Annotated in this window: 23 protein-coding genes, 1 tRNA gene and 1 pseudogene; 12 read left to right on the forward strand and 13 right to left on the reverse strand. The window is 58.4% G+C overall.

Annotated features, from left to right (window positions below):
• The first annotated feature begins 29 nt into the window (after nt 1-29).
• The gene (locus FZE95_RS10430) at nt 30-1229 is read left to right on the forward strand and encodes a TAXI family TRAP transporter solute-binding subunit (protein ID WP_150300818.1); all 1200 of its coding nucleotides are present in this window, start codon (nt 30-32) and stop codon (nt 1227-1229) included.
• Between the two features lie 121 nt (nt 1230-1350).
• Nucleotides 1351-3276 (forward strand): TRAP transporter permease, encoded by a 1926-nt coding sequence (locus FZE95_RS10435; RefSeq protein WP_150300819.1) that lies wholly within the window; start codon nt 1351-1353, stop codon nt 3274-3276.
• A gap of 89 nt (nt 3277-3365) precedes the next feature.
• On the opposite strand, the gene FZE95_RS10440 is transcribed toward FZE95_RS10435, so the two are convergent.
• Entirely contained in the window at nt 3366-4061 is a 696-nt protein-coding gene (locus FZE95_RS10440) for a TetR/AcrR family transcriptional regulator (RefSeq protein ID WP_150300820.1), read from the reverse strand.
• A gap of 335 nt (nt 4062-4396) precedes the next feature.
• On the opposite strand from FZE95_RS10440, the gene FZE95_RS10445 reads away from it, so the two are divergent.
• The 3 genes from FZE95_RS10445 (at nt 4397) to FZE95_RS10455 (ending at nt 6537) form a co-directional block, all read left to right on the forward strand.
• Nucleotides 4397-4918, forward strand: coding sequence for a CinA family protein (locus FZE95_RS10445; protein WP_150300821.1), 522 nt, complete (start codon nt 4397-4399; stop codon nt 4916-4918).
• A gap of 113 nt (nt 4919-5031) precedes the next feature.
• Nucleotides 5032-6069: a recombinase RecA gene (gene recA, locus FZE95_RS10450; RefSeq protein WP_150300822.1), complete on the forward strand. Its 1038-nt coding sequence runs from the start codon at nt 5032-5034 to the stop codon at nt 6067-6069.
• A gap of 18 nt (nt 6070-6087) precedes the next feature.
• Nucleotides 6088-6537, forward strand: coding sequence for a regulatory protein RecX (locus FZE95_RS10455; protein ID WP_150300823.1), 450 nt, complete (start codon nt 6088-6090; stop codon nt 6535-6537).
• On the opposite strand, the gene FZE95_RS10460 is transcribed toward FZE95_RS10455, so the two are convergent.
• The 4 genes from FZE95_RS10460 to FZE95_RS10475 form a co-directional block, all read right to left on the reverse strand.
• Entirely contained in the window at nt 6497-7585 is a 1089-nt protein-coding gene (locus FZE95_RS10460; RefSeq protein WP_150300824.1) for an LOG family protein, read from the reverse strand. The two genes, FZE95_RS10455 and FZE95_RS10460, sit on opposite strands and share 41 nt — an antisense overlap.
• A 30-nt stretch (nt 7586-7615) precedes the next feature.
• Nucleotides 7616-9019, reverse strand: coding sequence for an MBL fold metallo-hydrolase RNA specificity domain-containing protein (locus FZE95_RS10465; protein ID WP_150300825.1), 1404 nt, complete (start codon nt 9017-9019; stop codon nt 7616-7618).
• An 83-nt stretch (nt 9020-9102) separates the two neighbouring features.
• The gene (locus FZE95_RS10470) at nt 9103-9501 is read right to left on the reverse strand and encodes a PA3611 family quorum-sensing-regulated virulence factor (protein WP_150300826.1); all 399 of its coding nucleotides are present in this window, start codon (nt 9499-9501) and stop codon (nt 9103-9105) included.
• 122 nt (nt 9502-9623) lie between these two features.
• Nucleotides 9624-10412, reverse strand: coding sequence for an IclR family transcriptional regulator domain-containing protein (locus tag FZE95_RS10475; RefSeq protein ID WP_150300827.1), 789 nt, complete (start codon nt 10410-10412; stop codon nt 9624-9626).
• A gap of 364 nt (nt 10413-10776) precedes the next feature.
• Here FZE95_RS10475 and FZE95_RS10480 point away from each other — a divergent pair, with 364 nt between their 5' ends.
• Nucleotides 10777-12093, forward strand: coding sequence for a short-chain fatty acid transporter (locus FZE95_RS10480; RefSeq protein ID WP_150300828.1), 1317 nt, complete (start codon nt 10777-10779; stop codon nt 12091-12093).
• A gap of 98 nt (nt 12094-12191) precedes the next feature.
• Here FZE95_RS10480 and FZE95_RS10485 read toward each other — a convergent pair whose 3' ends face one another.
• On the reverse strand, nt 12192-13121 hold the full coding sequence (locus tag FZE95_RS10485; RefSeq protein ID WP_150300829.1) for a DMT family transporter: 930 nt from the start codon (nt 13119-13121) through the stop codon (nt 12192-12194).
• 190 nt (nt 13122-13311) lie between these two features.
• Between FZE95_RS10485 and FZE95_RS10490 the strand changes: the two genes are divergently transcribed.
• The 5 genes from FZE95_RS10490 to FZE95_RS10510 all read left to right on the forward strand — a co-directional run bounded on the left by FZE95_RS10490 (nt 13312) and on the right by FZE95_RS10510 (nt 19250).
• Nucleotides 13312-13968: a response regulator gene (locus FZE95_RS10490; RefSeq protein WP_150300830.1), complete on the forward strand. Its 657-nt coding sequence runs from the start codon at nt 13312-13314 to the stop codon at nt 13966-13968.
• A gap of 14 nt (nt 13969-13982) precedes the next feature.
• Nucleotides 13983-14354, forward strand: a complete 372-nt coding sequence (locus FZE95_RS10495) for a diacylglycerol kinase (protein ID WP_150300831.1) — start codon at nt 13983-13985, stop codon at nt 14352-14354.
• Between the two features lie 106 nt (nt 14355-14460).
• Nucleotides 14461-17958 (forward strand): hybrid sensor histidine kinase/response regulator, encoded by a 3498-nt coding sequence (locus FZE95_RS10500; protein WP_150300832.1) that lies wholly within the window; start codon nt 14461-14463, stop codon nt 17956-17958.
• A 247-nt stretch (nt 17959-18205) separates the two neighbouring features.
• On the forward strand, nt 18206-18937 hold the full coding sequence (locus FZE95_RS10505; RefSeq protein ID WP_150300833.1) for an AzlC family ABC transporter permease: 732 nt from the start codon (nt 18206-18208) through the stop codon (nt 18935-18937).
• Nucleotides 18924-19250, forward strand: coding sequence for an AzlD domain-containing protein (locus tag FZE95_RS10510; protein ID WP_150300834.1), 327 nt, complete (start codon nt 18924-18926; stop codon nt 19248-19250). Before FZE95_RS10505 ends, FZE95_RS10510 begins: the two co-directional genes overlap by 14 nt.
• Here the strand turns inward: FZE95_RS10510 and FZE95_RS10515 are convergent.
• The 3 genes from FZE95_RS10515 to FZE95_RS10525 all read right to left on the reverse strand — a co-directional run bounded on the left by FZE95_RS10515 (nt 19243) and on the right by FZE95_RS10525 (nt 22387).
• The gene (locus tag FZE95_RS10515; RefSeq protein WP_150300835.1) at nt 19243-20475 is read right to left on the reverse strand and encodes an MFS transporter; all 1233 of its coding nucleotides are present in this window, start codon (nt 20473-20475) and stop codon (nt 19243-19245) included. The genes FZE95_RS10510 and FZE95_RS10515 overlap by 8 nt on opposite strands.
• A 59-nt stretch (nt 20476-20534) precedes the next feature.
• Entirely contained in the window at nt 20535-21617 is a 1083-nt protein-coding gene (locus FZE95_RS10520) for a metal-dependent hydrolase (RefSeq protein WP_150300836.1), read from the reverse strand.
• 80 nt (nt 21618-21697) lie between these two features.
• The gene (locus FZE95_RS10525; RefSeq protein ID WP_150300837.1) at nt 21698-22387 is read right to left on the reverse strand and encodes a crotonase/enoyl-CoA hydratase family protein; all 690 of its coding nucleotides are present in this window, start codon (nt 22385-22387) and stop codon (nt 21698-21700) included.
• Between the two features lie 197 nt (nt 22388-22584).
• Between FZE95_RS10525 and FZE95_RS10530 the strand changes: the two genes are divergently transcribed.
• Nucleotides 22585-22675 (forward strand) — tRNA-Ser (locus FZE95_RS10530).
• A 143-nt stretch (nt 22676-22818) separates the two neighbouring features.
• Here FZE95_RS10530 and FZE95_RS10535 read toward each other — a convergent pair.
• The 4 genes and pseudogenes from FZE95_RS10535 to FZE95_RS10545 all read right to left on the reverse strand — a co-directional run.
• Nucleotides 22819-22941 (reverse strand): annotated as a pseudogene (locus FZE95_RS10535) (type I restriction enzyme endonuclease domain-containing protein); the annotation flags it as partial.
• Between the two features lie 401 nt (nt 22942-23342).
• The gene (locus FZE95_RS19610) at nt 23343-23519 is read right to left on the reverse strand and encodes a hypothetical protein (RefSeq protein WP_190324548.1); all 177 of its coding nucleotides are present in this window, start codon (nt 23517-23519) and stop codon (nt 23343-23345) included.
• Nucleotides 23516-24457, reverse strand: coding sequence for a recombination directionality factor (locus FZE95_RS10540; protein ID WP_150300839.1), 942 nt, complete (start codon nt 24455-24457; stop codon nt 23516-23518). Before FZE95_RS10540 ends, FZE95_RS19610 begins: the two co-directional genes overlap by 4 nt.
• A gap of 94 nt (nt 24458-24551) precedes the next feature.
• Nucleotides 24552-25559: a YqaJ viral recombinase family nuclease gene (locus tag FZE95_RS10545; protein WP_150300840.1), complete on the reverse strand. Its 1008-nt coding sequence runs from the start codon at nt 25557-25559 to the stop codon at nt 24552-24554.
• Between the last annotated feature and the right edge of the window lie 6 nt (nt 25560-25565).

The raw sequence follows: 25565 nt of genomic DNA on the forward strand, positions 1-25565 counted from the left end.
AAACAATAACAAAAACTGGAGAAGTGCCCATGAGAATCAAGTTGCCGAAAAAAGTACTGAGTGCCAGCGTGTCCCTTGCGGCCCTGCTTGCGTTGGGTAGCGCCACCCTGGCGCATGCCGATGAATACAAGATGCCACGCCTGCTGGCTATCGGTACATCGGGTACTTCCAGCGGCAGTTTTGCTTCCACTAACGGTTGGGGCCCGGTTTTCCAGAAGGAAACGGGTTCTAACGTCCGTATCGTCCCGGTGGACAATGAATCCCAGCGCTATCAGAGACTGACTGATCGCAGGGACCTGCGTATCAGTTCGGTCTCGTCCGCCGAAATGCGGTTTCAGATCGAAGGCATCGGTAGCTATGCCGGTAGCAAGCCAGTGGCCCAGCGCGTGATCTGGCACCATAACGACACCCCCTGGGGTTTTGTGGTCGCCGGTAACTCTGATCTGCAAACCATGGAAGATCTGAAGAAGAGAAAGATCACCGTGTCGCAGGGGGAATTCTCGCCTCCCATGGTCGTCGCCGTGACGAAAGCCCTTCCCGCCTATCTGGGCATGACCGAACAGGAAACATCCGAGAATTTCTCCTTTGTTTCTGCAAGCAGTTACGCGCAAAGCTGCCGCGCGGTGGTGGAGGGCAGGGCTGACGTTGCTTATTGCGCGCCCACGAGCTCGATCCTCTCGGAAATGGAGGGCGCACCAGGCGGCATTCGCTGGTTGAACATGGACCTCGATAACAAGGAAGCCTGGGACCGGTTTCTGGCGCACCGCACGATGGTTGTGCCCACGGAGATTGATCTCGGGGTATCGACGGCAAAAGGCGTTGATGGCCTGGCTTCCAACTTCCTGTATGCCGTACCAGCGGATGCGGATGAAGCGTTCGCCTATAACATGGCCAAGTGGTTCCACCAGTCGTTCGGTAAATACAAGGGCACTCACCCGCTGTCCGCACGTATGGATCTGAGCATTTTCCGGGAATACCTGAACCGCTCACCCTTGCCCGTTCATGAAGGGACGGTTCGTTACCTGAAGGAAGTAGGTGCCTGGACGACTGAAGATGACACCTGGAACCAGGCCGCTATCGAGAAGATGGACCGCTGGACCGAGGCGCGGCAGGCGGCACTGGACGAGGCACGAAAGGGGCGCATTCAAGCTAGCCATAACAACGAAGAATTCACTGCGATCCTGAAAAAACATACCGAAGGGCTCGAGCCTTTCCGCACCCGGCTATAAGCAATAGCCGTTGACCGGGTCTGTTGCCGTTCTGTTGCGCCCCGCTTCTCCGGGTTGCGTGGCAAGCGGTAGCAGACCCTGACCATGCCTCGCCACCGTTTTTTAATTGGAAGACAGTTCCATGAAAGCTGATGCCGCTCCTGTTGAAAGTGTTGAGCACAAATCTGAAGTGACCCGACTCGGCGACGCCACTTCCTGGCAAAGCATCCTGTTTGTCGTGCTTTGTGTAAGCGGGTTGCTGGCAGGTATTGCCTATATTTTTGGATTTACCTTTGCCGGGCACCGGCTACTTGAAGGTGAGTACTACTGGATCTTCATTGGTCTTTTCGGAGCGGCCGCATTCATTGCGCTGCCTGCAAAAGCCAACCAGTTCAAAGTACCCGTTTATGACCTGGCTGCTGGCGCTCTGGTGCTGGGGGTGGGGATCTATTTCGCGATCAACGCCTGGGATATGGCGCAGGCCGGGTGGAGCAATCTGTACTGGGGGATAGTGGTCTGGTTGCTGATGATGGAGCTGGCCCGGCGTAGTGGGGGCACGCCTTTTCTTCTGGTCGTCGTAGTCATCGGGTTGTATCCGCTGATTGCCGATTATCTCCCCGGCTTGTTGATGGGGATTCCCTACCAGTTTGATCACATGATCGAAGCCCACGTTTTCCGAACCGAAGGGATGATGGGGATCACCACCAAAATCGTTGCGGAGATCATCCTCGGCTTCCTGGTTTTCGCCGGTATCCTGCTGGCAACGGGCGCGGGCGACTTCTTCATCGACCTGGCCAACGCCAGCTTCGGTCGCTATCGCGGCGGTCCCGCCAAAGTGGCGGTGGTTGCCAGTGCCTTCATGGGCAGCCTGTCCGGTTCGGTTTTTTCCAATATTGCCGGAACGGGTTCGATCACCATTCCGACCATGAAAAAGGCGGGTTACCCGGCACATTATGCTGGTGCCATCGAGGCGTGCGCTTCGACCGGAGGCGTCGTGATGCCGCCCGTAATGGGGGCCATTGCTTTCGTTATGGCTATCACCATCGGCGTTGATTACGCAGTCATCATGATTGCTGCGATTCTTCCGTCGCTGCTCTTCTACTTCGGTCTGATCCTGCAGGTGGACGCCTACGCTGCACGCACCGGCATGAAGGGTATGCCGGTGGAAACCCTTCCTTCCACGCGTAAGGTCCTGATGCGCGGCTGGCCCTTCCTTCTGGTTCTGGTGTTCCTGATCTGGGGCTTGCTGTACATGCGTTGGGAGTACTACACCCCGTGGTACGCCTGCATCCTGATGATCGGCCTGTCGTTCTTCAACAAAGAAACACGTATGACGCCAAAGCGGCTGTATAGCGCAGTGCGGCAGATTGGTGTGCTGATCACGCAGACCGCGGCGATTATCCTGCCCATTGCCTTCGTCGTCAGCGCCCTGACCATCACGGGGGTGACAGGGTCCCTGACCTCGGGTCTGATAGGCCTGGGTGGCGACAATGTGTTCATGGTGATCTTCTTCGGTATCGTCGCCTGCTTTGTGATGGGGATGGCGGGGCTGGCGATCGTGGCTTATATCTTCCTGGCGGTCACGCTGGCGCCTGCGATCATTGAAGTCGGTGGGTTGAACACCATCGCGGTGCACTTCTTCATCGTCTACTACGCCATGCTCTCGGTGATCACACCGCCGGTAGGGGCTGCTGCGTTCCTGGCGGGCACCATGGCCGGGGCCAAGCCGATGAAGACGTCATTCACAGCCATGCGTCTGGGCATCGTGATCTACTTCATCCCGCTGTTCTTCCTGTTCCAGCCGGCGTTGGTATTGCAGGGCGATCTGACACCGCTGTTATACGTGCTGCCATCAATCATTATCGGCATCATGCTGATCTCGGGCGGTCTGGAGGGTTATCTGCTGGGCGCCGGGCATGTGAAACCCTGGCAGCGTATACCGCTGTTCGTCGCCGGTTTTGCCTTCAGTTTCCCGGGCCTGATGACGACCATCATCGGTGGTCTGGCATCAGCGGTACTGATAGCGCTCGTATGGAGTCAGAACCGGATGAAGCCAAGCCTGGCCTAAGGGCCAGCGACTGCACCGGTAGAAGGAAAAAAGCCCGGAACCAGTAATGGTCCCCGGGCTTTGTCTTGTCAGGCGAGCAGAGTGCGCAGTCAGCTGGGCTGTGCCTCCGGCCGCTCTATAGAGTGCGCGAGTGTCTCTACCATTGCGGTAACGCCCGCAGCTACTGTCCTGACGATTAGTTCGTCGTCGATGTCCTGATGCAGCCAGTCGCGTAGCGGACCGAAGCCTGCAAGATAGATGATCAGATTGGAAATGATCTCGGCCCTTGGATCATCCTCGGCAAGGCCCGCTCGATCCCGGAATTTCTCGGCCATCTGCTGGATCACCAGCTGATCGCGCGATCTCATGGCGTCGCGGTCGTCCTTCTGCAGATGCGGCACCGTGCGGTAGGCCAATAATGTACCTTTTCGCTTCTTGGTCCAGGATTCGCTCAGGTACAACCTGACGCAGTCTTCAAGCGAGCCCTGCGGGTGCTCTTCCATCAGTTCATGCAGATTGGGCACGCCCGAGCGAAACCAGAGCTTGTTCAATAATCGCCTGAGGATGTCGTTCTTGTTGGCGATATAGTCGTAGATACTCGCCTGGTTGACCCCGGAGAGCGCGCAGATATCGCGCACCGTGGTCGAGGCGAAGCCTTTCTTGAGGAAGAGTTCGAGCGCCGCGTCGCATATCTGATCCCGGCGCTGCTCGGCGAGAGAAGTGTCCTGAATGCCTTCGAGCTTGGCTTCGAACAATTGGTCGGGCACATGTCCCGTAAATCCGGAACCTTTTTTATTCTCGTGCATCGCTTTGTCCATTACAGGAAAACTTTTATTTCATACGGAAATCACGCTGTACTGACAGGAAATACAGCCGCTCCGATGCCGAAAGTCTACCATGCCGACGGCGCATCAACATGGCTCTGGCAGCGCGATGAGAACCTGTTATAGGTGGCTTTATTCGCTTCGCGAAAACCGGCTGGCAGTGTGGGAGAATGGTTTCAATCGGTTCCAAGGCCTGACGGTTTGCCGCGCATTTCGTGTGTGTTTCTGGGGTCTGCGGCGTTGGGATGATAGGGTGGCCGGACACGCTGAAGTGAAGCAGTCGCGGTTTTTCAAGCGCAAATGAAGAGGTGTGCACGATGTCTCAATACGACCCCTTGATCGATTCCGTAGCGGCCCGCCTGGGTAACGGGTTGCGGCGTCTGGGGCTGCAGGTCACCACCGCCGAATCCTGTACCGGCGGTGGTATCGCCGAAGCCATTACCCGAGTCAGCGGCAGCTCCGCCTGGTTTGAAACCGGCTTTGTTACCTACGCCAATCGCAGCAAAGCCCACTGGCTAGGTGTGCCCGAAGACATACTGGAAACGCATGGCGCGGTGAGCGAACCGGTGGTGCGGGCCATGGCGCAAGGCGCATTGCAGGCGGCAGACGCGGATCTGGCGGTTGCGGTGAGCGGCGTTGCCGGGCCGGATGGCGGTACACCGGAAAAGCCCGTCGGAACGGTATGGTTCGCCTGGGCAATCCGGGGTAAAGGGGTGGTCAGTCATTGCAAACGCATGCAGGGTAACCGTCGCGAAGTGCGCGCGCATACAGTACTAAAGGCCCTTGAAGGGCTGGTTATCGAGGTCGAGCGTCTCGCTGCGAACCGGTCATCATCCTGAGCCAAAAGGGGGGTAGGCGAGCTTCAGCAACTGTGGAATAATACTGACCAAATATACAGTAGTTATTCAGTAGTCCGGGCGCTACCGCTCCCGCCACTCCAAGAGGATGCACAATGGACGACAACAAGAAGAAGGCGCTTTCGGCGGCTTTGAGTCAGATTGAACGTCAGTTTGGCAAGGGCGCGGTGATGCGCATGGGCGATCAGGAACGCCAGGCCATTCCGTCGATTTCCACCGGTTCGCTCGGGCTGGATATTGCCCTGGGTCTCGGCGGCTTGCCCAAGGGGCGGATCGTTGAAATCTATGGTCCTGAATCCTCCGGTAAAACCACACTGACCCTGTCGGTCATCGCTCAGGCACAGAAGCAAGGAGCCACCTGCGCCTTCGTCGATGCCGAGCACGCGCTGGATCCGCAGTATGCCGAGAAACTGGGCGTCAAGGTTGATGACCTGCTGGTATCCCAGCCCGACACCGGCGAGCAGGCTCTGGAAATCACCGACATGCTGGTACGCTCCAATGCGGTTGACGTGATCGTGGTCGACTCCGTTGCTGCACTGGTGCCTAAGGCAGAAATCGAAGGCGAAATGGGCGACCACCACGTTGGTGTCCAGGCGCGTCTGATGTCGCAGGCGTTGCGCAAGATCACCGGTAACATCAAGAACGCCAACTGTCTGGTCATTTTTATCAACCAGATCCGTATGAAGATCGGTGTGATGTTCGGTAACCCAGAGACCACTACCGGTGGGAACGCGCTTAAATTCTATTCCTCTGTGCGTCTGGATATTCGCCGCACTGGTGCGGTGAAGGAAGGCGACGAAGTGGTCGGCAGTGAGACCCGCGTCAAGGTCGTGAAGAACAAGGTCGCGCCTCCGTTCCGTCAGGCTGAATTCCAGATTCTTTACGGTCAGGGCATTTACCACAATGCCGAGATTATTGACCTCGGTGTGCAAATCGGCCTGGTTGAAAAGGCGGGCGCCTGGTACAGCTACAAGGGCAACAAGATTGGCCAGGGCAAGGCAAATGCTGCCAAGTACATGGCCGAGAACGTTGCGATTGCCGAAGAGATCGAAAAGGCGATTCGTGACAAGTTGCTACCCAAGCCTACCAAGCCCGGCGCGGTGGTTGAAAACAGCGCCGAAGCGGATGCCTGAAGCCATTCGTGCTGAATAATGTTTGGTCGCAAGGGGCCCGGGCTGGAAACGCCGGTAGCTATTCGCCGCACCGCGCTGGATTTGCTGGCGCGGCGAGAACATACCCGTCTTGAGCTGCAACGCAAGCTGCTTCAGCGCGAAGCGGTAAGTGATCTGTTGGAAGTTGAGCTGGACCGTCTCGAAGAAGACGGCCTGCTCAGCAACGAACGGTTTTGCGAAGCCTACGTGCATGCCCGGTGCCAGCGGGGTTACGGCCCGCAGCGTTTATGCCAGGAGCTGCGTGAACGCGGTGTCGCTGAATATCTGATCGATTCGATATTGCGCGACGAAGCCTACGATTGGAACGAGCTTGCCCGTAAAACCTTCTGCAAGCGCTTCCCCGAAGGCGTAGCACGTGAACCCAGGGAACGTGCCAGGCAACTTCGCTTTATGCAGTACCGTGGTTTTGCTGGTTATGAGGTTGATTAAGCACGTCGATCAGCGCGCGCAAGCGTCCGTGGTCGCGGCCATTGAACACAAAACCCAGTCTTACCAGCTGGTTCAACTCGGGTTCGTCTGATTCGCTTGGTGAATCATGTGTTTGATGAAACCCGGGCTCCTTGCAGATTCCTGCAAACTCCTCATTGATCTGCTTGATTGCCGCTTCAGTCAGCGGGCGATACAGCCTGATGACGTATTGGTCGTCGACCCAGCGTGCCGAGTGGTAATTACTGTAGAACCGCAGGATGTGTTCCATGGCTTCGTCAGGCGAGTGGGCGACGGTCATCAGGTTCAAGTCTGATTCAGCAATGTAGCCGGACTCGCATAGTTGATGCCGGAAAAATTCCACCAGACCACTCCAGAATCGGCCATCCGGAAGGTCCAGCAGGATAACCGGCACTACTGGGCTCTTGCCGGTCTGGATCAGCGTCAGGAGCTCCAGCGTTTCATCCAGCGTGCCGAAACCACCGGGGCACAGCACCAACGCATCAGCCTCCTTGACGAAGAACAGTTTGCGCAGGAAGAAGAACTTGAATGGCAGCTCGTGATCGGTGCCGCGCACTATGTCATTCGAGCGCTGTTCGAAGGGTAGGGTGATATTGAATCCAAGGCTGTTATCGAGTCCGGCACCTTCATGGGCGGCGGCCATGATGCCAGCCCCCGCGCCGGTGATGGTCATGAATTCGTTACGGGCCAGAGCAGCGCCCATCTTTTTGGCGAGCATATACAGGTCGTGACTGATAGGCGTGCGTGCCGAGCCGAACACGGTGACCTTGCGACGCCGTTTGAACAACTCCAGCCGGGCGAACGCCTGCTCCAGTTCGCGTATCGTCTGCAGCATGATCTTGGCATCCCAGCGGTCCCGGTCAGCCTGGGCCATGCGCACCACAGTCAGGACCATCTCCTTGTATAACGCTGCGTTTTCGCTACTGCCCTGGCAGGCGTTGATCAGATCATCGACCTTGTCCTGGATGCCGGTGTCGCCGGTGCGCAAGTGCCGGTTCAGATACCCCACCGTGTTCAAGTCATCGGACATCTGTCACTCCTGCTAGCTCATGGATACTGATCACAAGGTGATCTTCTGCCCCTGTTCAGGGAGTTTGGCTTGTATGCCCAGCTGCTCCTTGATTGCCGCTGCGAGCATCTGGCTCTTTTCTTCTTCACCATGGACCAGATACACCTCGGGTGCGCTGGTAAAATGCCTGAGCCAGCCGATCAGATCGCTTTGGCCAGCATGTGCCGAAAAGCCACCCAGAGTATGCAGTTGAGCGTTGACCGCAAGGCTCTGATGCACCACGCGAATCTGTTTTTCGCCATCGACCAGTCGCCGCCCCACGGTGCCCTTGGCCTGAAAGCCCGGGAAGATCACATGGCAGTTCTTGCGCCACAGGTTGTGCTTGAAGTGATGGACAATACGTCCACCGTTGCACATGCCTGCTCCGGCAATGATGATCGCGCCGCTAGTGACCTTGTTGATCGCCATGGATTCATCCGGCGCCTGGGTGCACTTGAGTATCGGTAGCCAGTCGCGCAGGGTGCCCTTGCCGCTGGCCTTGATCAGTGCCTGGTCTTCTTCGCTGAACTGGTGATGGTAGCGGTCGTAGATTCTGGTGGCAGCGATAGCCATCGGACTATCGAGGAACACTGTATGTTGTTTGAGCAGTCCTGCCTGGTAGAACTTGCCCAGATAATAGAGCAGGTCCTGCGTGCGGCCTACGGCGAAGGAGGGGATCAGCACGTTGCCGCCGTCCTTCCAGGCCCGCTCCAGAATTTCCTGCAGCTCTACCAGAGTCTCCTGCTTGTTCCGGTGGTCGCGGTCGCCGTACGTGGATTCCATAAGCACCAGATCAGCTTGCTCAAGGAAGGCCGGGTCACGCAGCAGTGGGGCGTCCAGTCCACCGAGGTCGCCGGAGAACACTAGTCGACGGGTGCGTTCGCCTTCCTCATGCACGCTGATTTCCACGATGGCGGAGCCCAGTATGTGTCCTGCTTCGTGGAAGCATACCTCGATACCCCGGGCGATCATGGTGGGCTGCTGATACTCGGTTGGCTTGCACAGTTTCAGCGCCGCGTCTGTGTCGGCTTGGACATACAAGGGTTTGAGCAAGGGCTTGCCGGCTCGCTGCCGCCAGCGATTTTCCCATTCCGTGTCGCGCTCCTGCAGTCCCGCTGCGTCCTTGAGCATCAGCCCTAGCAGATCGGTACTGGCAGGCGTCAGATAGATCGAGCCACTGAATCCTTCGGCCACCAGCTTGGGCAGCAACCCCGAGTGATCAAGATGGGCATGGGATATCACCACCGCACTCAGCGCAGCGGGGTCGAAAGGAAAGCGGTTGCGATTATGTAACTCGTCGCGCTTGCCACCCTGCGTCATGCCGCATTCGATCAGAACCTGATCGCCATTGGCTTCCAGCAGATAGCAGGAACCGGTTACCTGACGAACTGCACCGTGAAACGTGAGTGATGCCATGGATATCTTCCTTAGGTTGGGAAAAATTGATTATCAATCCTTCCGCCTACCTATGACATGACCTGCGTCATGCCCGCTTCAACTCAGAGCGCCTGGCAATGTTCGGCAATAAACCGTTGGGTCAAGACCGGTTGTGTGGAGCCGGTCAGGACAAAGTGATAGGTGAGCGTGGCGCCCAGGTCCATTAACCGGCGGAAGCGCTGATTTTCGCAGACGCTGGCCTGTAGCTGGGTGCGAACGACCAGCGGGTCGCCTTGAAGTTTTTTCGCGTAAGCAGGCCGTACCGACAGGATATTGACCAGCTGCGTGCCATCAACGGTGAAGCCCTCATCGGTGATCTCTTCGTTAATCGCCCGCGGGGTGCCTTCGCTACTGATCACCGCGACTTCCTCGAGCATTTTCTGCAATTGCATGTCGCGAAGCGACGCCCCGTGCGCTGGCACGACTACGGACAAGGCTAGGACAAGACTTAACCAACGCATGAGATCTCCATTTGCAATAAGAAACGTTCTAACTCTCGGACCGCGCGGTAGTACAGTGGTTCGTCATACTATCCGTTTCGGTTGGCCGGTCCCACGTTGTCTGGCTTGATGCGCTCGGCTGTTCAGCCAAACGAGGAGCTCACCAGGGAGCGTACGGTATCAGCCAGAGCTTGCAGCTTGGGCAGATAGTCTTCAGTCAGTACTTCCATCGACAATCGCGCCGCGTTGGTGCTGATATTTACGGCTCCCAGCAAGTCTCCATTGCCGGCGAATACCGGCACGGCGACTGACCTCAGCGCTAGATCCAGCTCCTGATCAAGCACTGCATAGCCCTGGTCACGGGCCTGCAGTATTCGCTGCCGCAATTCGGCCCGAGTGGTTACAGATGACGGCGTATGCGCTTCCAGTTGCACACGCGCAAGGCAGGCCTCCAGCTCCGGTTTGGGCAATTGTGCCAGCAGCACCCGGCCCATGGAGGTGTAAGCCGCTGGCAAGCGAGTGCCCACGGACAGAGTAATAGCCATCAGCCGGTGTGGTGCGGCCGAGCGCAATACATACACCACCTCATCCTTATCAAGCACTGCCAGCGACGAGGATTCGCCCAGCTCGGCCGTAATGTTCTGCAGGTAATGCTGGATCACGGCGCGATGCTGGCTGGACATCTGATAGCCATAGCCCAGCTGCAGGACGCGTGGCGTCAGCTCGAATAGCCTCCCTTCCTGTCGTATATATCCGAGGGCATGCAGCGTTAGCAAAAAGCGACGGGCTTTGGCTCGATCCATCGCCGTGCGGGCTGCTACTTCGCTCAAGGTCATCCGCGGGCAATCAGAGCCGAAAGCCTGCAAAACCTGTAAGCCCGATGCCAAGGCGCCGACAAAATCCCTGTCTCCTGGTTGAAGCACATGTCCCATGACTATTCCTCGAAACGACGCCCAAAGTGAGCGAAACCATACCAGACCGACCGCAATCAGCCGCGGACCGTACGTCTTTCTAAGACTAAAGATGCGTTGACGCTTTTAATGCTTAACCGTCATTATGTTCGTGTATTAAACAAATGTTCGCATAACGAACTCCAGGCGGCAAGTGGAGCTGTTATCGCGGTGGGTCGTTTGGTTGGCATTTCCGGCATTGTTCTATCGTGGCCTGTTGCACTGCAGCCGCATTTAGGTGGCAACCATAGGCGATGCGTGAAATAGATCGAGGCGGGGCGGGCCAATGCTAGGCCGATCTGTCGGGGTCCACTCTCAACTCTAAAACACAGCGGGGCCTTCCTATATGGAAGCAATAACGAACTTTTCTGTGAAAATTGTTCAGCGCTATCTGCCAAGCGCCTTCGTACTGGCGGTGCTGCTGACCCTGGTTGTGGTGTTGTTGGGCATAGGGATTACGGATCAGACGCCGATGCAGATGGCCGGATATTGGGGTGACGGCTATTCCACGCTGTTCACCTTTGGCATGCAGATGGTGCTGGTTCTGCTGACGGGTTATGTGCTGGCGCTCAGTCCGGTCGTTCAAGCTATGCTGACGAGCCTGACCAAGCATGCATCGACGCCAAAACAGGCGCTGGCACTGGTGATTGTGGTCAGTTTCGTCTGCTACTACCTGAACTGGGGCTTTGGCATGGTGGTGGGTGCCATCCTGGCTCGTGAAATGGGACGCCGCGTGGCGATCCATTTTCCGTTGCTGGTGGCGGCTGCCTATGGTGGTGAGCTGGTCCGTGGGCCATCTTCGTCTATCCCGCTGGTTATCGCCACGCCTGGCCATTTCATGGAAGAGGCGATTGGCATCATATCGGTATCCCAAACGCTTTATGCAAGCTGGAACATCATCCTGACCGTATTGCTGCTGGCCCTACTGGTCGGATTTTTCATGCTGCAGAAGCAACCGAAGGAAATCATTCAGCTGCAGGATGATGGCTCGGATGATCTGGATCACGGTCCCGTGGACAAGGCCGGCATGAGCCCATCGGATCGCCTGGAAAATAGCCGCTGGCCAATCTTTCTACTGGGGCTGTTTGCTGCTGCGTACCTCGTCGGTTACGTAACGGATGGTGGCTTCTCGTTCAATATCAATATCGTGATCCTGATCTTCCTCGCGCTGGGCTTGTTGCTGCACAAGAGCCCTGCTGCTTATCTGAAAGCGGCAGGCAAGGCCGTCACTGCAGGGCAGGGGATTATTGTGCAGTTTCCGCTGTACGCCGGCATTGCCGGGATGATGACCGGTTCCGGTCTCGTGGCAGAATTTTCCCAGACGATGATCGCCATCTCCACACCAGAGACCTTCCCGTTACTGACCTTTCTCGCTGCCGGCATCGTGAATTTCTTCATTCCGTCCGGGGGAGGGCAATGGGCCATTCAGGGGCCGATCATGATGGAAGCCGCGTATGCCCTCGGAGCTGACCCGGCCCAGACCATCATGGCCTTTACCTGGGGTGATGGCTGGACCAACCAGATTCAGCCATTTTGGGCGTTGCCGTTGCTTGGAGTCGCGGGCCTTTCTGCTCGGGACATCATGGGTTATCTGCTGATCTGGCTGTGTATTTCCGGCGTGGCGATCAGCGGAACCTTCGTGTTGGTCTCGATGCTGACATGAGCTGATTACGTCGCTCCGCCAGAACCTGCAGCGGTTACATCGCTGCGGGTTTTATCGTTGGATCAGGGTTCAGCTCGCGTGACGGCATCCGAATCAACTCAATGATGCCCCGCCGGTTCCTGCTGTACCGGCGCGATGGTCCGGCGTCGTTCCAGGTAGATGGGCACGAGCTGCGCCAACAGCATGCCGCTTAGCATCAAGGCACAACCAATGAAGCCGCGTAGACTCAAGGTCTCACCCAGGATGAGCCACGCCGCCAGCGCAGCGAATACGGCTTCCAGACTGAGAATGATGGCTGCGTGGGAGGTAATGGCATCCTTCTGCGCGACCACCTGAAGGGTAAAACCGATTCCCACCGCCAACAGCCCGCCATAAAGAATCGCCGGGACGGCCAGTACAACGTTTTGCCAATCCAGCTCTTCGAAGATCAACGCCAGCGTCAGGCTAATGAACGCGCATACGACAAACTGCAAGAAGGCAACGCGGATCGGGTCGTAGCGGCTTGCCAGCGCACCAACCAGAAGTACATGGATGGCCCAGCAGGCAGCACCGATCAGCTGTAACCAGTCCCCCGAGGCCACGCTGTAATCATCATTGATGCTGAGCAAGAGCATGCCCACCAGCGCTAACAGCGCGCCGACCCAGGTGCCGAGCCCGGTGCGCATACCGATAAACAGGCCGAATACCGGCACGAGAATCACGTAGAGCCCGGTAATGAAACCGGAGTTGGTTACGCTGGTGAACATCAGCCCGATCTGCTGAAGGTTGATGCCCAGGGTTAATACCGTGCCGAGCACGAGACTGCCGAGGATCATCGGTCGGCTGAACTGGCGGTGAGGCTGGTCGGTTTGCGGTCGGGCCAGCAGCACCAGTGGCAGCACCACGAGGGCACCGAGCAGGAAGCGCAGGCCGGTGTAAAGAAAGGGCCCTATGTGTTCCATGCCCAGACTCTGGGCGACAAAAGTACTGCCCCAGATCAGGGCAGTAACAAGCATCAGGGCGTCGGCCCGATAGGTTCTAAGATTCATGGACGACAACCGCCTGGAAAAAGCGGAGAGTATGAACCTTGAGGCGCGCGCAAAACAGATACAGTAGCGCTACGATCGAGCGATGGTGTGCCGAAGCGAATTGACGCCGCTGGCGCCAGCTGGCACGCTCTCGCTGCTATTTGAAGGACTAATCATCGATAACAATAACAGTTCAATTGGAAATCCAGGTATGGACCCAACTTACGACATTCTGATCGCCGACGACCATCCGCTGTTCCGTAGCGCACTTCGTCAGGCGCTGAGCAACGGCCTCGAAGCAGATGTGCAGCTGACCGAAGCCGGAAGCATCGTCGAATTACAGTCTCTGCTCGAAACGCGTAAAGACTGGGACCTGGTGCTGCTGGATCTGAACATGCCCGGTGCCTACGGCTTTTCCGGCCTGGTATTACTGCGCGGGCAGTATCCGCATATTCCCGTGGTGGTGATTTCCGCCCAGGAAGAGGCGCCGGTATACAAGCGCGCCAAGGACTTCGGCGCCAGTGGTTTTATTCCCAAGTCGTCGACACTCGAAGGCATTCAGCAGGCGGTGCAGGAAGTACTTGATGGTGGCGTATGTTGGCCCCCGGCGGTTGACGAGGCGGGCCCCTTGTCCGATGAAGAAAAGAACATCAGCACCCAGTTGGCCAGTTTGACGCCCCAGCAATTCAAGGTGTTGACCATGGTCTGTGATGGTTTGCTCAACAAGCAGATCGCCTATGAGTTGAACGTCTCCGAGGCCACCGTCAAAGCCCATGTGACAGCGATCTTTCGCAAGCTTGATGTCCGCACGCGCACCCAGGCGGCCCTTGCGTTGCAACATATGGAGTTAACGCGCGCCGCGCAGTAGTCAGGATCGAATAGATGGAAGAAAACCCTTACAAGGGCGTGACCGGGTTACGGCGCGTGTGGCGTGCTACGGGTTATTCACTGGACGGTCTGGCAGTGGCCTACCGTGGCGAAGCCGCGTTCCGTCAATTGGTGTGGCTGGCCGCGATGCTTATACCGGTGGCGCTGGTGCTGCCGTTGGATGCGATCTCCCGCGTGCTGCTGATCGGCAGCGTCATGTTGTCGCTGATTGTCGAGCTGCTCAACTCGGCGATTGAGGCGGCCATCGACCGAATCTCGCTGGAACGCCACCCGCTTTCCAAGGCCTCCAAGGATATGGGCAGCGCCGCGCAGTTGATCAGCCTGAGCTTGATCGCTGTGGTCTGGGGACTGGTACTGCTGGGCTGAACCCTCTCTCGCAGCAATCACCATTTATGTGTGAACACGACCCGCTGGGCAAAGCCCGGGGTCGCTGCCAAACTATGACTTTGCCAAACAGGCCTGATTACTGCTCATGATGCTCACCGGCGGGCTGGTCGCCTCTATTTTCGTGTTGTATATCGCGCTGTTGTTCGCGATAGCGTTCTGGGGTGATCGACAGCCGGGCGAATTCAACCCGCGCGTACGTATGTGGGTGTTCGGGCTGTCCCTGGCGGTCTGGTGCACCAGCTGGACCTTCTTCGGTGCGGTCGGCATGGCGGCGGGTCAATTGTGGGCATTTCTGCCGATCTACCTTGGACCGGTGCTTCTGTTCCTGTTTGGCTGGCGTATCTACGCCCGCATGATCGCCATCAGCAAACAGGAGAACATCACTTCGATCGCTGACTTCATTGCCTCGCGCTATGGTAAATCGCAGGGGCTGGCGGTGATGGTCACGCTGCTATGTCTGGTCAGTGTGTTGCCCTATATCGCCTTGCAGCTGAAGGGCATTGTGCTTGGTTATACGCTGTTAAGCGCTCCGTCTCCGGCGCAAGCACTGGCGGCTGGAGAGGGTGGGGTGGCCGAAGACACTGCACTGGCCGTGACACTGGTGCTGGCGCTATTCGCCATTCTGTTTGGCACGCGCAGCCTGGATGTGACCGAGCACCACCGCGGCATGATGCTGGCGATTGCCTTCGAGTCGCTGGTCAAGTTGCTGGCATTTCTCGCGGTGGGCGCCTTTGTCACCTTCGGTCTGTTCAATGGCGTCGGGGACCTCTTCGAGCGCGCGGCGAACAGCCCAGAACTGAACGAATACTGGCAGCGCGAAACGCTGCACACCAGTATTCTGTTCCAGACCTTTATCGCGATTCTGGCGTTTATCTGCTTGCCGCGCCAGTTCCAGGTGGCCGTGGTAGAGAACATCCAGCCAGGGGACTTGCGTCTGGCGCGCTGGGTATTTCCCGCCTATCTGATACTGGCAGCGCTGTTCGTTATACCGATTGCCCTCGCCGGTCAGATGACGCTCGGTCCGAACGTGTCCGCCGATTCGTATGTGATCAGTATTCCTTTGACCGAAGGCCGACCTGTGCTGGCAATGCTGGCGTTTCTCGGCGGAGCTTCCGCCGCAACCGGCATGGTGGTGGTGGCGGCCATCGCGTTGAGCACCATGGTCTCCAACGATGTGGTGATGCCCCTGTTGCTGCGTAGCCGGCATCGCTCTGCGCAATCCTATGAAGAGTTCCGGGGATCGCTGCTCAACGTGCGGCGTACCAGCATCCTGGTAATTCTGCTACTGGCATATGTCGTGTACCGGCTGATTGGTTCGGCGGGCAGCCTGGCCAATATCGGTCAGATTGCCTTTGCTGCCATCGCCCAGCTTGCTCCTGCCATGTTCGGTGCGCTGTTCTGGAAGCAGGCAAACCGTACTGGTGTATTCGCCGGACTTACCATCGGCGTCAGCCTGTGGCTGTATCTGCTGATTTTCCCGGCGATGGGCGGTGGCCTGGGGTTGAATCTGGAAGGCTGGCCGCTGCTGGCGCAACTGCATGGCGACTCGTTCGGGTTGCCCATCGACAACATCACACTGGGCAGTCTGATCGCTCTGGCCTGCAATTTCGCTGCCTTCGTAATCGTCTCCCAGGCAAGTCGTACCCGCGTACTGGAGCACTGGCAAGCCAGTCGCTTCGTCAGCGAAGACGGCCAGATGTGGGCCAACGGACCCAGCCGCTCATTGCTGCGCGTAACGGTGAATGATTTGCTTGAGCTCGCTTCGCGGTTTGTTGGCGAAGAGCGTGCCTATTCCAGTTTCGAGCGCTTCGCTGCTGCGCAAGACACGGCCCTGGTGTCTTCCGTCGCGGCTGACAGTAGCTGGATCACCCACACCGAACGCTTGCTGGCGGGCGTGCTCGGTGCCTCATCGGCGCGGGTTGTGGTGAAAGCTGCAATCGAAGGCCGCGACATGCAGTTTGACGATGTGGTGCGCATCGTCGACGAAGCCACCGAGGTGCTGCAGTTCAACCGGGGTCTGCTGCAGGGCGCCATCGAGAATATTACCCAGGGCATCAGCGTGGTGGACAAGGAGCTGCGGCTGGTGGCGTGGAACCGGCGCTATCTGGAAATGTTCGAGTATCCGGAAGGGCTGATCGTGATTGGCCGGCCGATCGCGGATCTTATTCTGTGCAATGCCAGGCGCGGGCTCTGTGGCCCGGGCGACCCGCAGTCGCACGTCGACAAACGCATCAGCTGGATGCGCCGCGGCACTGCCCACCGTTCAGAGCGCCTGTTTCCCAGCGGCCGCGTCATCGAAATCATCGGCAACCCGATGCCCGGTGGCGGGTTCGTCATGAGTTTTACCGATATCACCGCGTTCAAGAAAGCCGAGCAGGGACTCAAGGAGGCTAACGAAAGCCTCGAACATCGCGTTGCCGAGCGTACCCGGGAATTGTCCGAGCTGAACGAAGCGCTGATTCAGGCCAAGGCGCAGACCGAGCGTACCAGCCAGTCCAAAGGGCGCTTCCTGACCGCGGTCAGCCATGACCTGATGCAACCAATGAACGCCGCCAGGCTGTTCTCTGCGTCCCTGGCCCATCAGCCCAATCTGCCCGCAGAAGCGCAGGAGTTGGTGCGTCATCTGGATACATCGCTGCGCTCGGCCGAGGACCTGATCTCCGACCTGCTCGACATGTCGCGGTTGGAAGCCGGCCGAATCAACCCGGAATGGAGCGATTTCCCGCTCAGCGAGCTGTTCGAAACCCTGCGCATCGAGTTTGGCGCGCTGGCGACGGAGCAGGGCGTGGATCTGCGCGTATGTACGAGTCGCTTGCCTGTGCGCAGTGATCCACGGTTACTGCGCAGGATCCTGCAGAATTTCCTGACCAATGCGTTTCGCTATGCGGGCGACTCGCGGGTGCTGCTCGGTGTGCGGCGGGTCGGTGAGCGCGTTCGGATCGAAGTATGGGATCAGGGGCCCGGGATTCCGCGCGACAAACTGGAGATTATCTTCGAGGAATTTCAGCGGCTGGACAGCCATCGCAACCAGGCCGAGAAGGGGCTCGGATTAGGGCTGGCCATCACTGATGGTCTCTGCCGGGTGCTCGGGCATCAACTGGCTGTACGATCCTGGCCAGGCCGCGGCAGCGTATTTAGCGTCACCCTGCCGATTGCGCGTTCCAATGGGCAGCGTGATCTGCCCGGTCAGACACAGGCAGCGCCTGCGGTCAGCGGGGCGCAGGTGCTGTGTATCGATAACGAGTCGAATATCCTCGCTGGCATGCGCAGTCTGCTGGGTCGATGGCAGTGCAACGTGGCCACCGCCCGGGACCGCAACGAGGTAAGCCGCATCCTCGAAGAGGGCTTCAGGCCGCAACTGGTGCTTGTCGATTTTCATCTCGATGAAGGCGACACCGGCCTTGAGGTCATGCAGTGGCTGCGTGAGCAGCTAGGCGCCGATTTACCGGGGGTGGTCATCAGCGCGGACGGTCGCAATGAGCTGGTTACGCGCATACGTCTGGCTGGCCTGGATTTTCTGCCCAAACCAGTCAAGCCGGCAGCGATGCGTGCGCTGATCAGCCGCTACGTGACCTTGCAGTAGAGGATAGTGGATGAATTGCGTCGCGCAGGCGCAAGACACACCAGGTAGGGCTCCCGGTTTGCAGTGGCAGCCGTCTCGGATCAGTGGTGAGCATCTTCGGCAGGGGTGCTCCCTGGGGTTGTTGAGCGCCTGCTCAACGACAGCGCTCTCCAGGCACCACCTGTCCGAACTGTATTAACCCAACTGTAACTTGAAGCGACGCGTAACCCGCCTTAGTCTTCCCGATTACCATGCAGAGTCAGTATCCATGTCGTCGCGTTTCAAACAGGCGCTGCTGGGCGCGCGGGACACCATTCCCATGCTCGTCGGCGCAGCGCCCTTCGGAATCATTTTCGGCACCCTGGCGGTCTCGTCGGGATTGTCGGTGGCGGCCACCCTGGCGATGTCCATCTTCGTGTTCGCCGGTTCGGCTCAATTCATTGCGGCAAGTCTGATTGCATCCGGCACGGGGCTGGCGGTGATCCTGGTGACCACCTTCGTCGTCAACCTGCGGCACATGCTCTATAGCGCAAGCCTGCTGCCCTACGTCAAGCATCTGCCGCAGCGCTGGCGCATTCCGTTGGCCTTCTGGCTGACCGACGAAACCTATGCCATTGTGCAGAACCATTACCTGCGCCTGCAGGTGCCGCTGAAGCACAAGCACTGGTACTTCCTCGGGTCTTGCCTGGCCATGTACGGCAACTGGGTGGCCTGTACCCTGATCGGTGTGTTGCTGGGGAGTTCATTGCCTGGCATGGCGGGGTGGGGGCTGGACTTCGCCATGGTGGCCACCTTTATCGGCATCGTCGTGCCGTCGCTACGCAGTCGCCCTATGGTCGTCGCAGCGCTGGTCGCGGCGGCCGTGGCGCTGCTGGCGCATACGCTGCCCTACAAGCTGGGGCTGATACTGGCTGCGCTGGCGGGTGTAGTGGCGGGGCTGGTTGCCGAGCAGCTCAAAGGCGCGGACCGAACCGGGGAGGTCGCTGATGAGCAACGCTGAGATCATTCTCATCGCCGGGATGACGGCAATCACCTTTGCCATTCGCTACACGCTGTTTGCTGTAGGCCACCGGGTGCGTTTCAGTCCTCTGCTCAGCAGAGCATTGAGCTACGTCCCGGTGGCGGTGCTGACGGCCATTGTCGCGCCGGCGATGTTCATGCCGGACGGCGAGCATTGGCAGCTTTCGTTCGACAACGCCTATCTGTTCGGAGGCCTGGCGGCGATCGGGATTGCCGCCAAATGGCGCAATCTGCTGGCGACCATTGCCGGGGGCATGTTGGTGTTTGTGCTGTGGCGCTGGCTGTTCAGTTGAACGCTGTCACTCGGCCGCTGCGCACCGCAACGACGATCAGACCGAACGCGGCTACCGACACCACAACGGTGAAGCCAAGGATAGAATTGCCCAGCCCGATCAAATCACTGACGAAGCCCAGCGAAAGCACCACGGTGGCCATGGTCAGATAGGCCAACAGATAGAAGGCGGAAGTGATACCGCCGCGCTCGGCCGGCGGTGCGACTTCACTCACTGAAGCAATTGCCACCACTCCAGTCGCCCCGGCGCCAAAGGCGGTGGCGATAGTGGCGAAGGCGAAGATCCAGGGTGAGCTGAACAACACCGCCGCCGCCATTGCCAGCAAGCCGACCATCAGGGTAGACGGGCCTAACAGCAACATGCGGCTGACGGGCTGGCGCTGGCAGGCGAACTGGCTCATGCCGGCGAGCAACTGCCAGGCCGCAGCGAACAGTCCCGCTGTGGAGCGATCACCGATACCTACCAGATTCGTTGCCAGCGACGGCCCGAGCGAGCCGTAAAGGCTGCCGGTGGACCACGCCAGACTGATCGCCGCGCCGGCAAAGGCAAATACGCCAAGCATCTCCCGGGGCATCTTGATCCTTGTGGGGCGCCAGGTCCGCCAGCTGAAATCGGAACGGCGCTGTCCCAGATGAGCCGGCCATGGGGCGATGAGCAGCAGCGTGATGGTGGTCATACTGAGTGCAATAATGACCACGAAGGGCCAGAGCCCGGCATCGATATCCCAGCGCAACGCCAGGGAGCTGACCGTTGGTCCGGCGAAAGCGCCCAGCGTGAAGAACAGGGCCGACAGTGTGGCGCCGCGGGCCCAGTTGCCATCCGGCTCCATTTCCACCACGGCGGCGGACGCAGCGCCGGTGATGATGCCCGTGCCGATGCCGGTCAGTACCCGGGCAAAACCGAGGTCGAAAATATCCTCGGCAAGCATGAACATGCCCGCGCTGATTATCGTCAGCAGCATCCCCGGAACAAGCACCTGGCGGCGCCCGAGCTTGTCCGATAGCGAGCCCAGCGTCAGCAATGTACTGGCTACGCCAAATACATAGACAGAAAAGATCGCCGTCAGCGCCATCGAGGAAAAGCCCCATTGCACCTGCCACACGGCATACAGGGGCGTCGGCAGATTACTGGCGAAGATGGTGGTGAAAATCGCCATCAGCGCTGCCGTCATGGCCAGTCTGTTTCTGCTCTGCAGGATTGCCTGGACGTTATCGCCTGTCATCATCGGAGTGCCTGTGTGCTGCGCAAAAGCGGCGATTATCGCAGAGTGCGGCGCTCAGCGTCTCAGTCATCGGTGGCTGCCGGATCCTTTGCGGTCGGCGGTTTATGCATATCCGCAGCCAGGGCAGTGATCGATAGCGAGTAGTCCTGATCAAAGGCCCGGCGCTTGAGATCTTCCAGTCGTGACCAGTCCGTATCGGAGTCAGGCCAGTACTCGACATGCCGGATCGGCTCGAATGTGCCGGATTCAGGGTTGCGCGTAGCCAGAGCAAACCGGAACGGGTGGTAGCCGGGCATACCCAGGCGCAGGTCAGTGGCCACCCAGTCGTCGCCGATCAGGTCATAGCGCAGCAGACCTTGAGTAAACCAGCGCAGCCGTTCGTGTTGCGGCGAATCCTCCAGCGCCGGCATGGCAGCGCTGGCATTGCGTGGCAATTGCTCAAGGATAGGGGGGCGGCTATCCAGCCAGCTGACCAGGCCTTCGTAATAGTTGTCGCCATCCACCGCAACCACACGCCAGAGCAGGGTATTGAAAGGCGTTGGTGAGATAAAGGTATGCTGCGGCACGATCGCATCACGCTCCAGCGCCTGGTTCAGATTCCGCTCGGCCATCTGCTTGCCGGCCAAGGTGCTGGCTAGATACAGCGTGCCCAGCCCGAGGGCGACATACTGCAGACGGATGCCGCTGCGCCGTAACCCGAACAGCAGGCAACCGATAACCGCCACCAACAGCGGCACGGTGTACAGAGGATCGATAATGAAGATGCTGGAAATTGCCACCGGCGGCGTGGGCAGCGGCCAGAACAATTGCGTGCCGTAAGTGGTGAAGGCGTCCAGCAATACGTGGGTGAAAAGCACCAGAGCGATACAGGCGAAGAGTCTGCGCGCTGAATACTCCGCGTGTGGCCAGACCTTGCGCACCAGCCAGGTAAGCAGAACAGCGACGAGGCCGATGACAAACAGCGAATGGCTAAAGCCGCGGTGGTAGGTCACATCGGCCACCGCGTCCCCGAAATCAATCACTACATCCATATCTGGCAAGGTGCCCAGCATCGCGCCGAATACCAACGCCTTGCGACCTTGCCAGCGGCCCAGTACAGCGCCCTGGATGGAGGCACCCAACATCGCCTGTGTTATCGAATCCATGCTGCTTCAACCGTTATGACGAAGCGCACAGGATACTCAACCCGCGGGCGATTTGCGCTGTGGCGTGGGTAAATCATGGGTTACAGCGTGTGTTGGCGGTCCAGCTCAATGGAGCGGTCGAGTAGCTCAAGCAGTTCCCGGCGCGCCTTCAGTTTAGTGTTGCGATGCGCGGTCATGTTCAGCGAGCCAAGCTGGCGCGCGATCTCCATGGCGCGCTCTTCCAAGGCATCGGCGGAAACGACTTCATCGAGGAATCCTGCATTCATCGCGGCGGTCGGCTCGAACATCTCCGCATTGATAACCGAACGGTTGAACGCTGCGGACGTCAGCCGCCCACGGGCCAGCTCGGTCCCGGCGTTGTGCATCGACATACCGATGGCGACTTCATTCAGACCAATCTTGAACGGCCCCTCGACCCCGAGGCGGTAATCAGCCGACAACAGCAAGAACGCGCCCTTGGCAATCGCATGGCCGGTACAGACGGCAACGACAGGGAAGGGATGGGACAGCAACCTGCGCGACAACGTCGAACCCAGTTCAACCAGCGCCTTGGCCTGGTCCGGCCCGGAGGTCATTACTTTCAAGTCGTAGCCACCGGAAAAGATCCCCGGCTTGCCGCTGATGACCACGACCGCGCGGTCAGCTTCGGCCTGATCCAGCGCCGCATTGAACGCCGCAAACACCTCCGGCGACAGGGCGTTGGCCTTGCCGTTATCCAGATTGAGTCGGGCAATACCCTCAGCAAATTCATAACTAACCAGCGCGCTCATTGATTTATCCTCGTTCATAGGTGTGGCATCCACAGGCCACAGTTGCCGAGCAGTGTACCAAGATAAATTCGACCGGCGAGTCTCGCACGCCGCAGCCAAATTTATAGCGCTTTCAAGCAAATAGCGTTTGCCAAAGCCGGCATGTTTCGGTAAATTAGCGCGCCTTGGAGACAGGGGTTACCCTGCCTGCAAGATCCGGAGAGGTGTCCGAGTGGCTGAAGGAGCACGCCTGGAAAGTGTGTATACGTTAATAGCGTATCGAGGGTTCGAATCCCTCTCTCTCCGCCAGATATAGCGCTAGAAGCCCCGAACTTCGGGGCTTCTTCGTTTTTGGGAATCGCTAGCCCATACTTTTGCCCATACCGGGCGCCTGGTAACGTACGCTGATGCCACGACGCCGACGGCGCAGGACTCGCACCCTAACCTATGCGTCAGCTAGCAAGCGCGCTGTGCGTCTTGGAATTTTCCGCCTGCTCGAAAATCTCCTCATACACCTCATCCCGGTCCACCGACGGATAGCCGTGTTTGGCCAGTAAGAGAATCAGCTCCACCTTCTGTTCAGCCTTGTTACCGGTTTAGCTCTGCAGCGAGGGCCGACAGTTTCTTCCAGGTATGAGGTCATGCTGCATCGCAGCGTTTTTAGAATGCCATATGAGCCACGCGGCCACGCGGACGCGTTCTACGCTTGCTCCTACCTTTGCAAAGTTCAGACTAGGGTATTCGAGCTCGGCTTTCACCGCTTTGGTTGCTTTGGTTGCTTTGGTGCACGCCAGTCGCAACGCAGCAAAGGGAGAAAAGAAACGTTTCGTAAGCCACTAGCTGTTGGTTTTTCGGCCTTCTCAAGATGAACCGGATAGCTGACGGATCGAGCGAATAGCAAAAAAAAAGGAGGCCGCCACGGCCTCCCACGAACTCAACAGCCGAGCGGTCTGTACACCCCGGCAATGCAGGGTCTTCAGACAGCAGAATCTCGCATGAGGAGTTCGAAAAAGTAGACGGCTAAGCCAAGAGCGGCTGTGTACAACAGCGCTGGAAAGCGCACCATCATAAGCACAACAAACACAGCCATGGCTGCACTGGTCATAGAACCGATGAGGTTGATGGCGGAGGTGAAACGGCTTCGTGCGCTCATGCTCGCTCCTGAGTCTCGTTTGGTAAATGCCGCGCACGCTCTAACAGCAGATCATGCAGGGTAGGCTTGTCGTCTCGCCGCTGGCGCTCGCTGTAGCCGAGTTGGGTGGGTCGACTGGCTTGATGTGTGGATGCCGCGCCGTCTGGATAGAATTCCTCCAGTAAATGCTGGGCATCGTCCTCTTCATCTTCGAATACCCCATTTGCGAAACCAGAGCGCGCGGCAGCGTCCAGCGCTTGCTGATCGAAACCCGCATCCCGGCGAGCTCGCTCGATGTGCTGAGCGTGGGTTAGCGCGTCTTCAGTAGTCATGCCGTTTCTCAACGGTAGGTCCACGTAATAGATTGGCGCGCCGTGGCTTTGGCGGGTCGACTTGCCCCGCAGCCGCAATTCCAAGGGCATGCACGCCAGCCGGTTCGCAGACAGCGCTTGCAGGTAGCTGAGCCGTGCCGTCAGGGTGCGGATGCTGTTGTACCCGGTGGTTCTGAACGCGAAGGTACCTAGCGGATCGTCGTCACCGATCGCCACGTTGAGTCGTCCATAGGGCTTGCAGCTACCGCCTTGGGCTAACGGACAGCTGTCCGGAGACGGGCAGGGTAGCGATTGAACCCCCTCTGCGGTCGAACGCTTGCAGGTTTCCCCATTTCCTACACATAGCGGCCTGCCACTGCTGCGATCGAACAGGCAGTACTCCACGCGGAAGTTCAGCTCGGGATCGTTGAACAACAATCGCACAGGAATACTTCGGACCTTGCCGCCTTGGTCCTTTCTCAATTGTTCATCGAGTGGATGGGGTAGCCATCCTTCACGGGTTTGTACCTGGCTAGTAATCGTGAATTGATCATCTTTCTCCGGCAGTCGCTTGCCGTTTTTCTCGACGACCTTGCCGATGGATATCCGCCCTAGCACTGGCGGGGTGATGACTAGACCTTTGATCATGTTTCGCTCCTGGTTTTAGAAAACGCAGAAAGGCCGGCCGCCGTAAAGCTGCCAGCCTCAGGTTGGATGAAAAGGGAGGTCAGGCTGAAATGGCTCAGCCAACCAAAAAGCGCCTGCTGCCCGGCTTGCTGATTTGATACTTGGCTTTGAGATCAGGATGATCTTGAAACAGCGCATCGAGGTCGAGCCCGGTGCTGTCCTTGGCTTTCTTCCAGCTAATAGTTCCGCTAGCAAATGCAGCCCTGCTAGCCGAGCCCATCGCTTGTTGAAGCCGCTGCTTGAGCGCAGCCTCTTGCTTGCCAAGCTGGGCGAGCGATTGGCGCACCTGCTTGAGATCAGAAAAGGCGGCACACAGCCCTTCATCCTGGGCGAAGTCCAGATGCTCGCCGTCGTCCTCCGGATACAGCAGACGTAGCGCGAGCTCGGCCGAGTCCGACCCGTCCGCTGCCGGTGGGGTGTCGGTTTCGACGTGACGCCAAAACTGCCGCTCCAGTTCGATCAGCTGCTCGATCAACGGTTCGTTGCGCTCAATTCGGTATATCTGAAGCTTTTGTCCACCGAGCAGCACGGCCACATCAGCCGTCTGCTTGCCGGTCACTGCGAGCTGATGCATGACCTGTACCTCGACATACTTCGGTACCCCGTCACTCCACAACCGAGCGCCGTTGAGCCCCGCAGTCTTGCACTCAAGGATGTGCACCTCAGCGTTGCCAACGACCTCTCGATCGATGTTGGCGAGCATCCAGGGCATATCCGGGTGCTGCAACACTGCATTCACCTTGCGCACTTTGTTGCCAGTGCGGCGCTGATACTGCGAAGCGACAACCGGCTCAAGCACCACGCCCCAAAATACCGGCGTACCATCATCGTCCGGGTTGGGCTTAGCCAGGCCCTGATCGCGGTTGGTCTTCTCAAGCCAAAGCTCTAGCTGGGACTTATAGGGATTGAGCCCGATGGCCGCGGCGGCATCTGAGCTGCCGATGCCACGCTTACGCACGTCAAGCCATTCATCACGCGATAGATCCTTGGTGCTGACGAGTCGCAGCACGCCACGGCTGCCTTTGGCTGATGGAAGGGTAGGGGTGGGATGGGTTGTGTTCATAAGAAA

This window comes from Pseudomonas profundi (genome assembly GCF_008638305.1).
In the GTDB taxonomy this organism is placed as follows: Bacteria; Pseudomonadota; Gammaproteobacteria; order Pseudomonadales; family Pseudomonadaceae; genus Halopseudomonas; species Halopseudomonas profundi.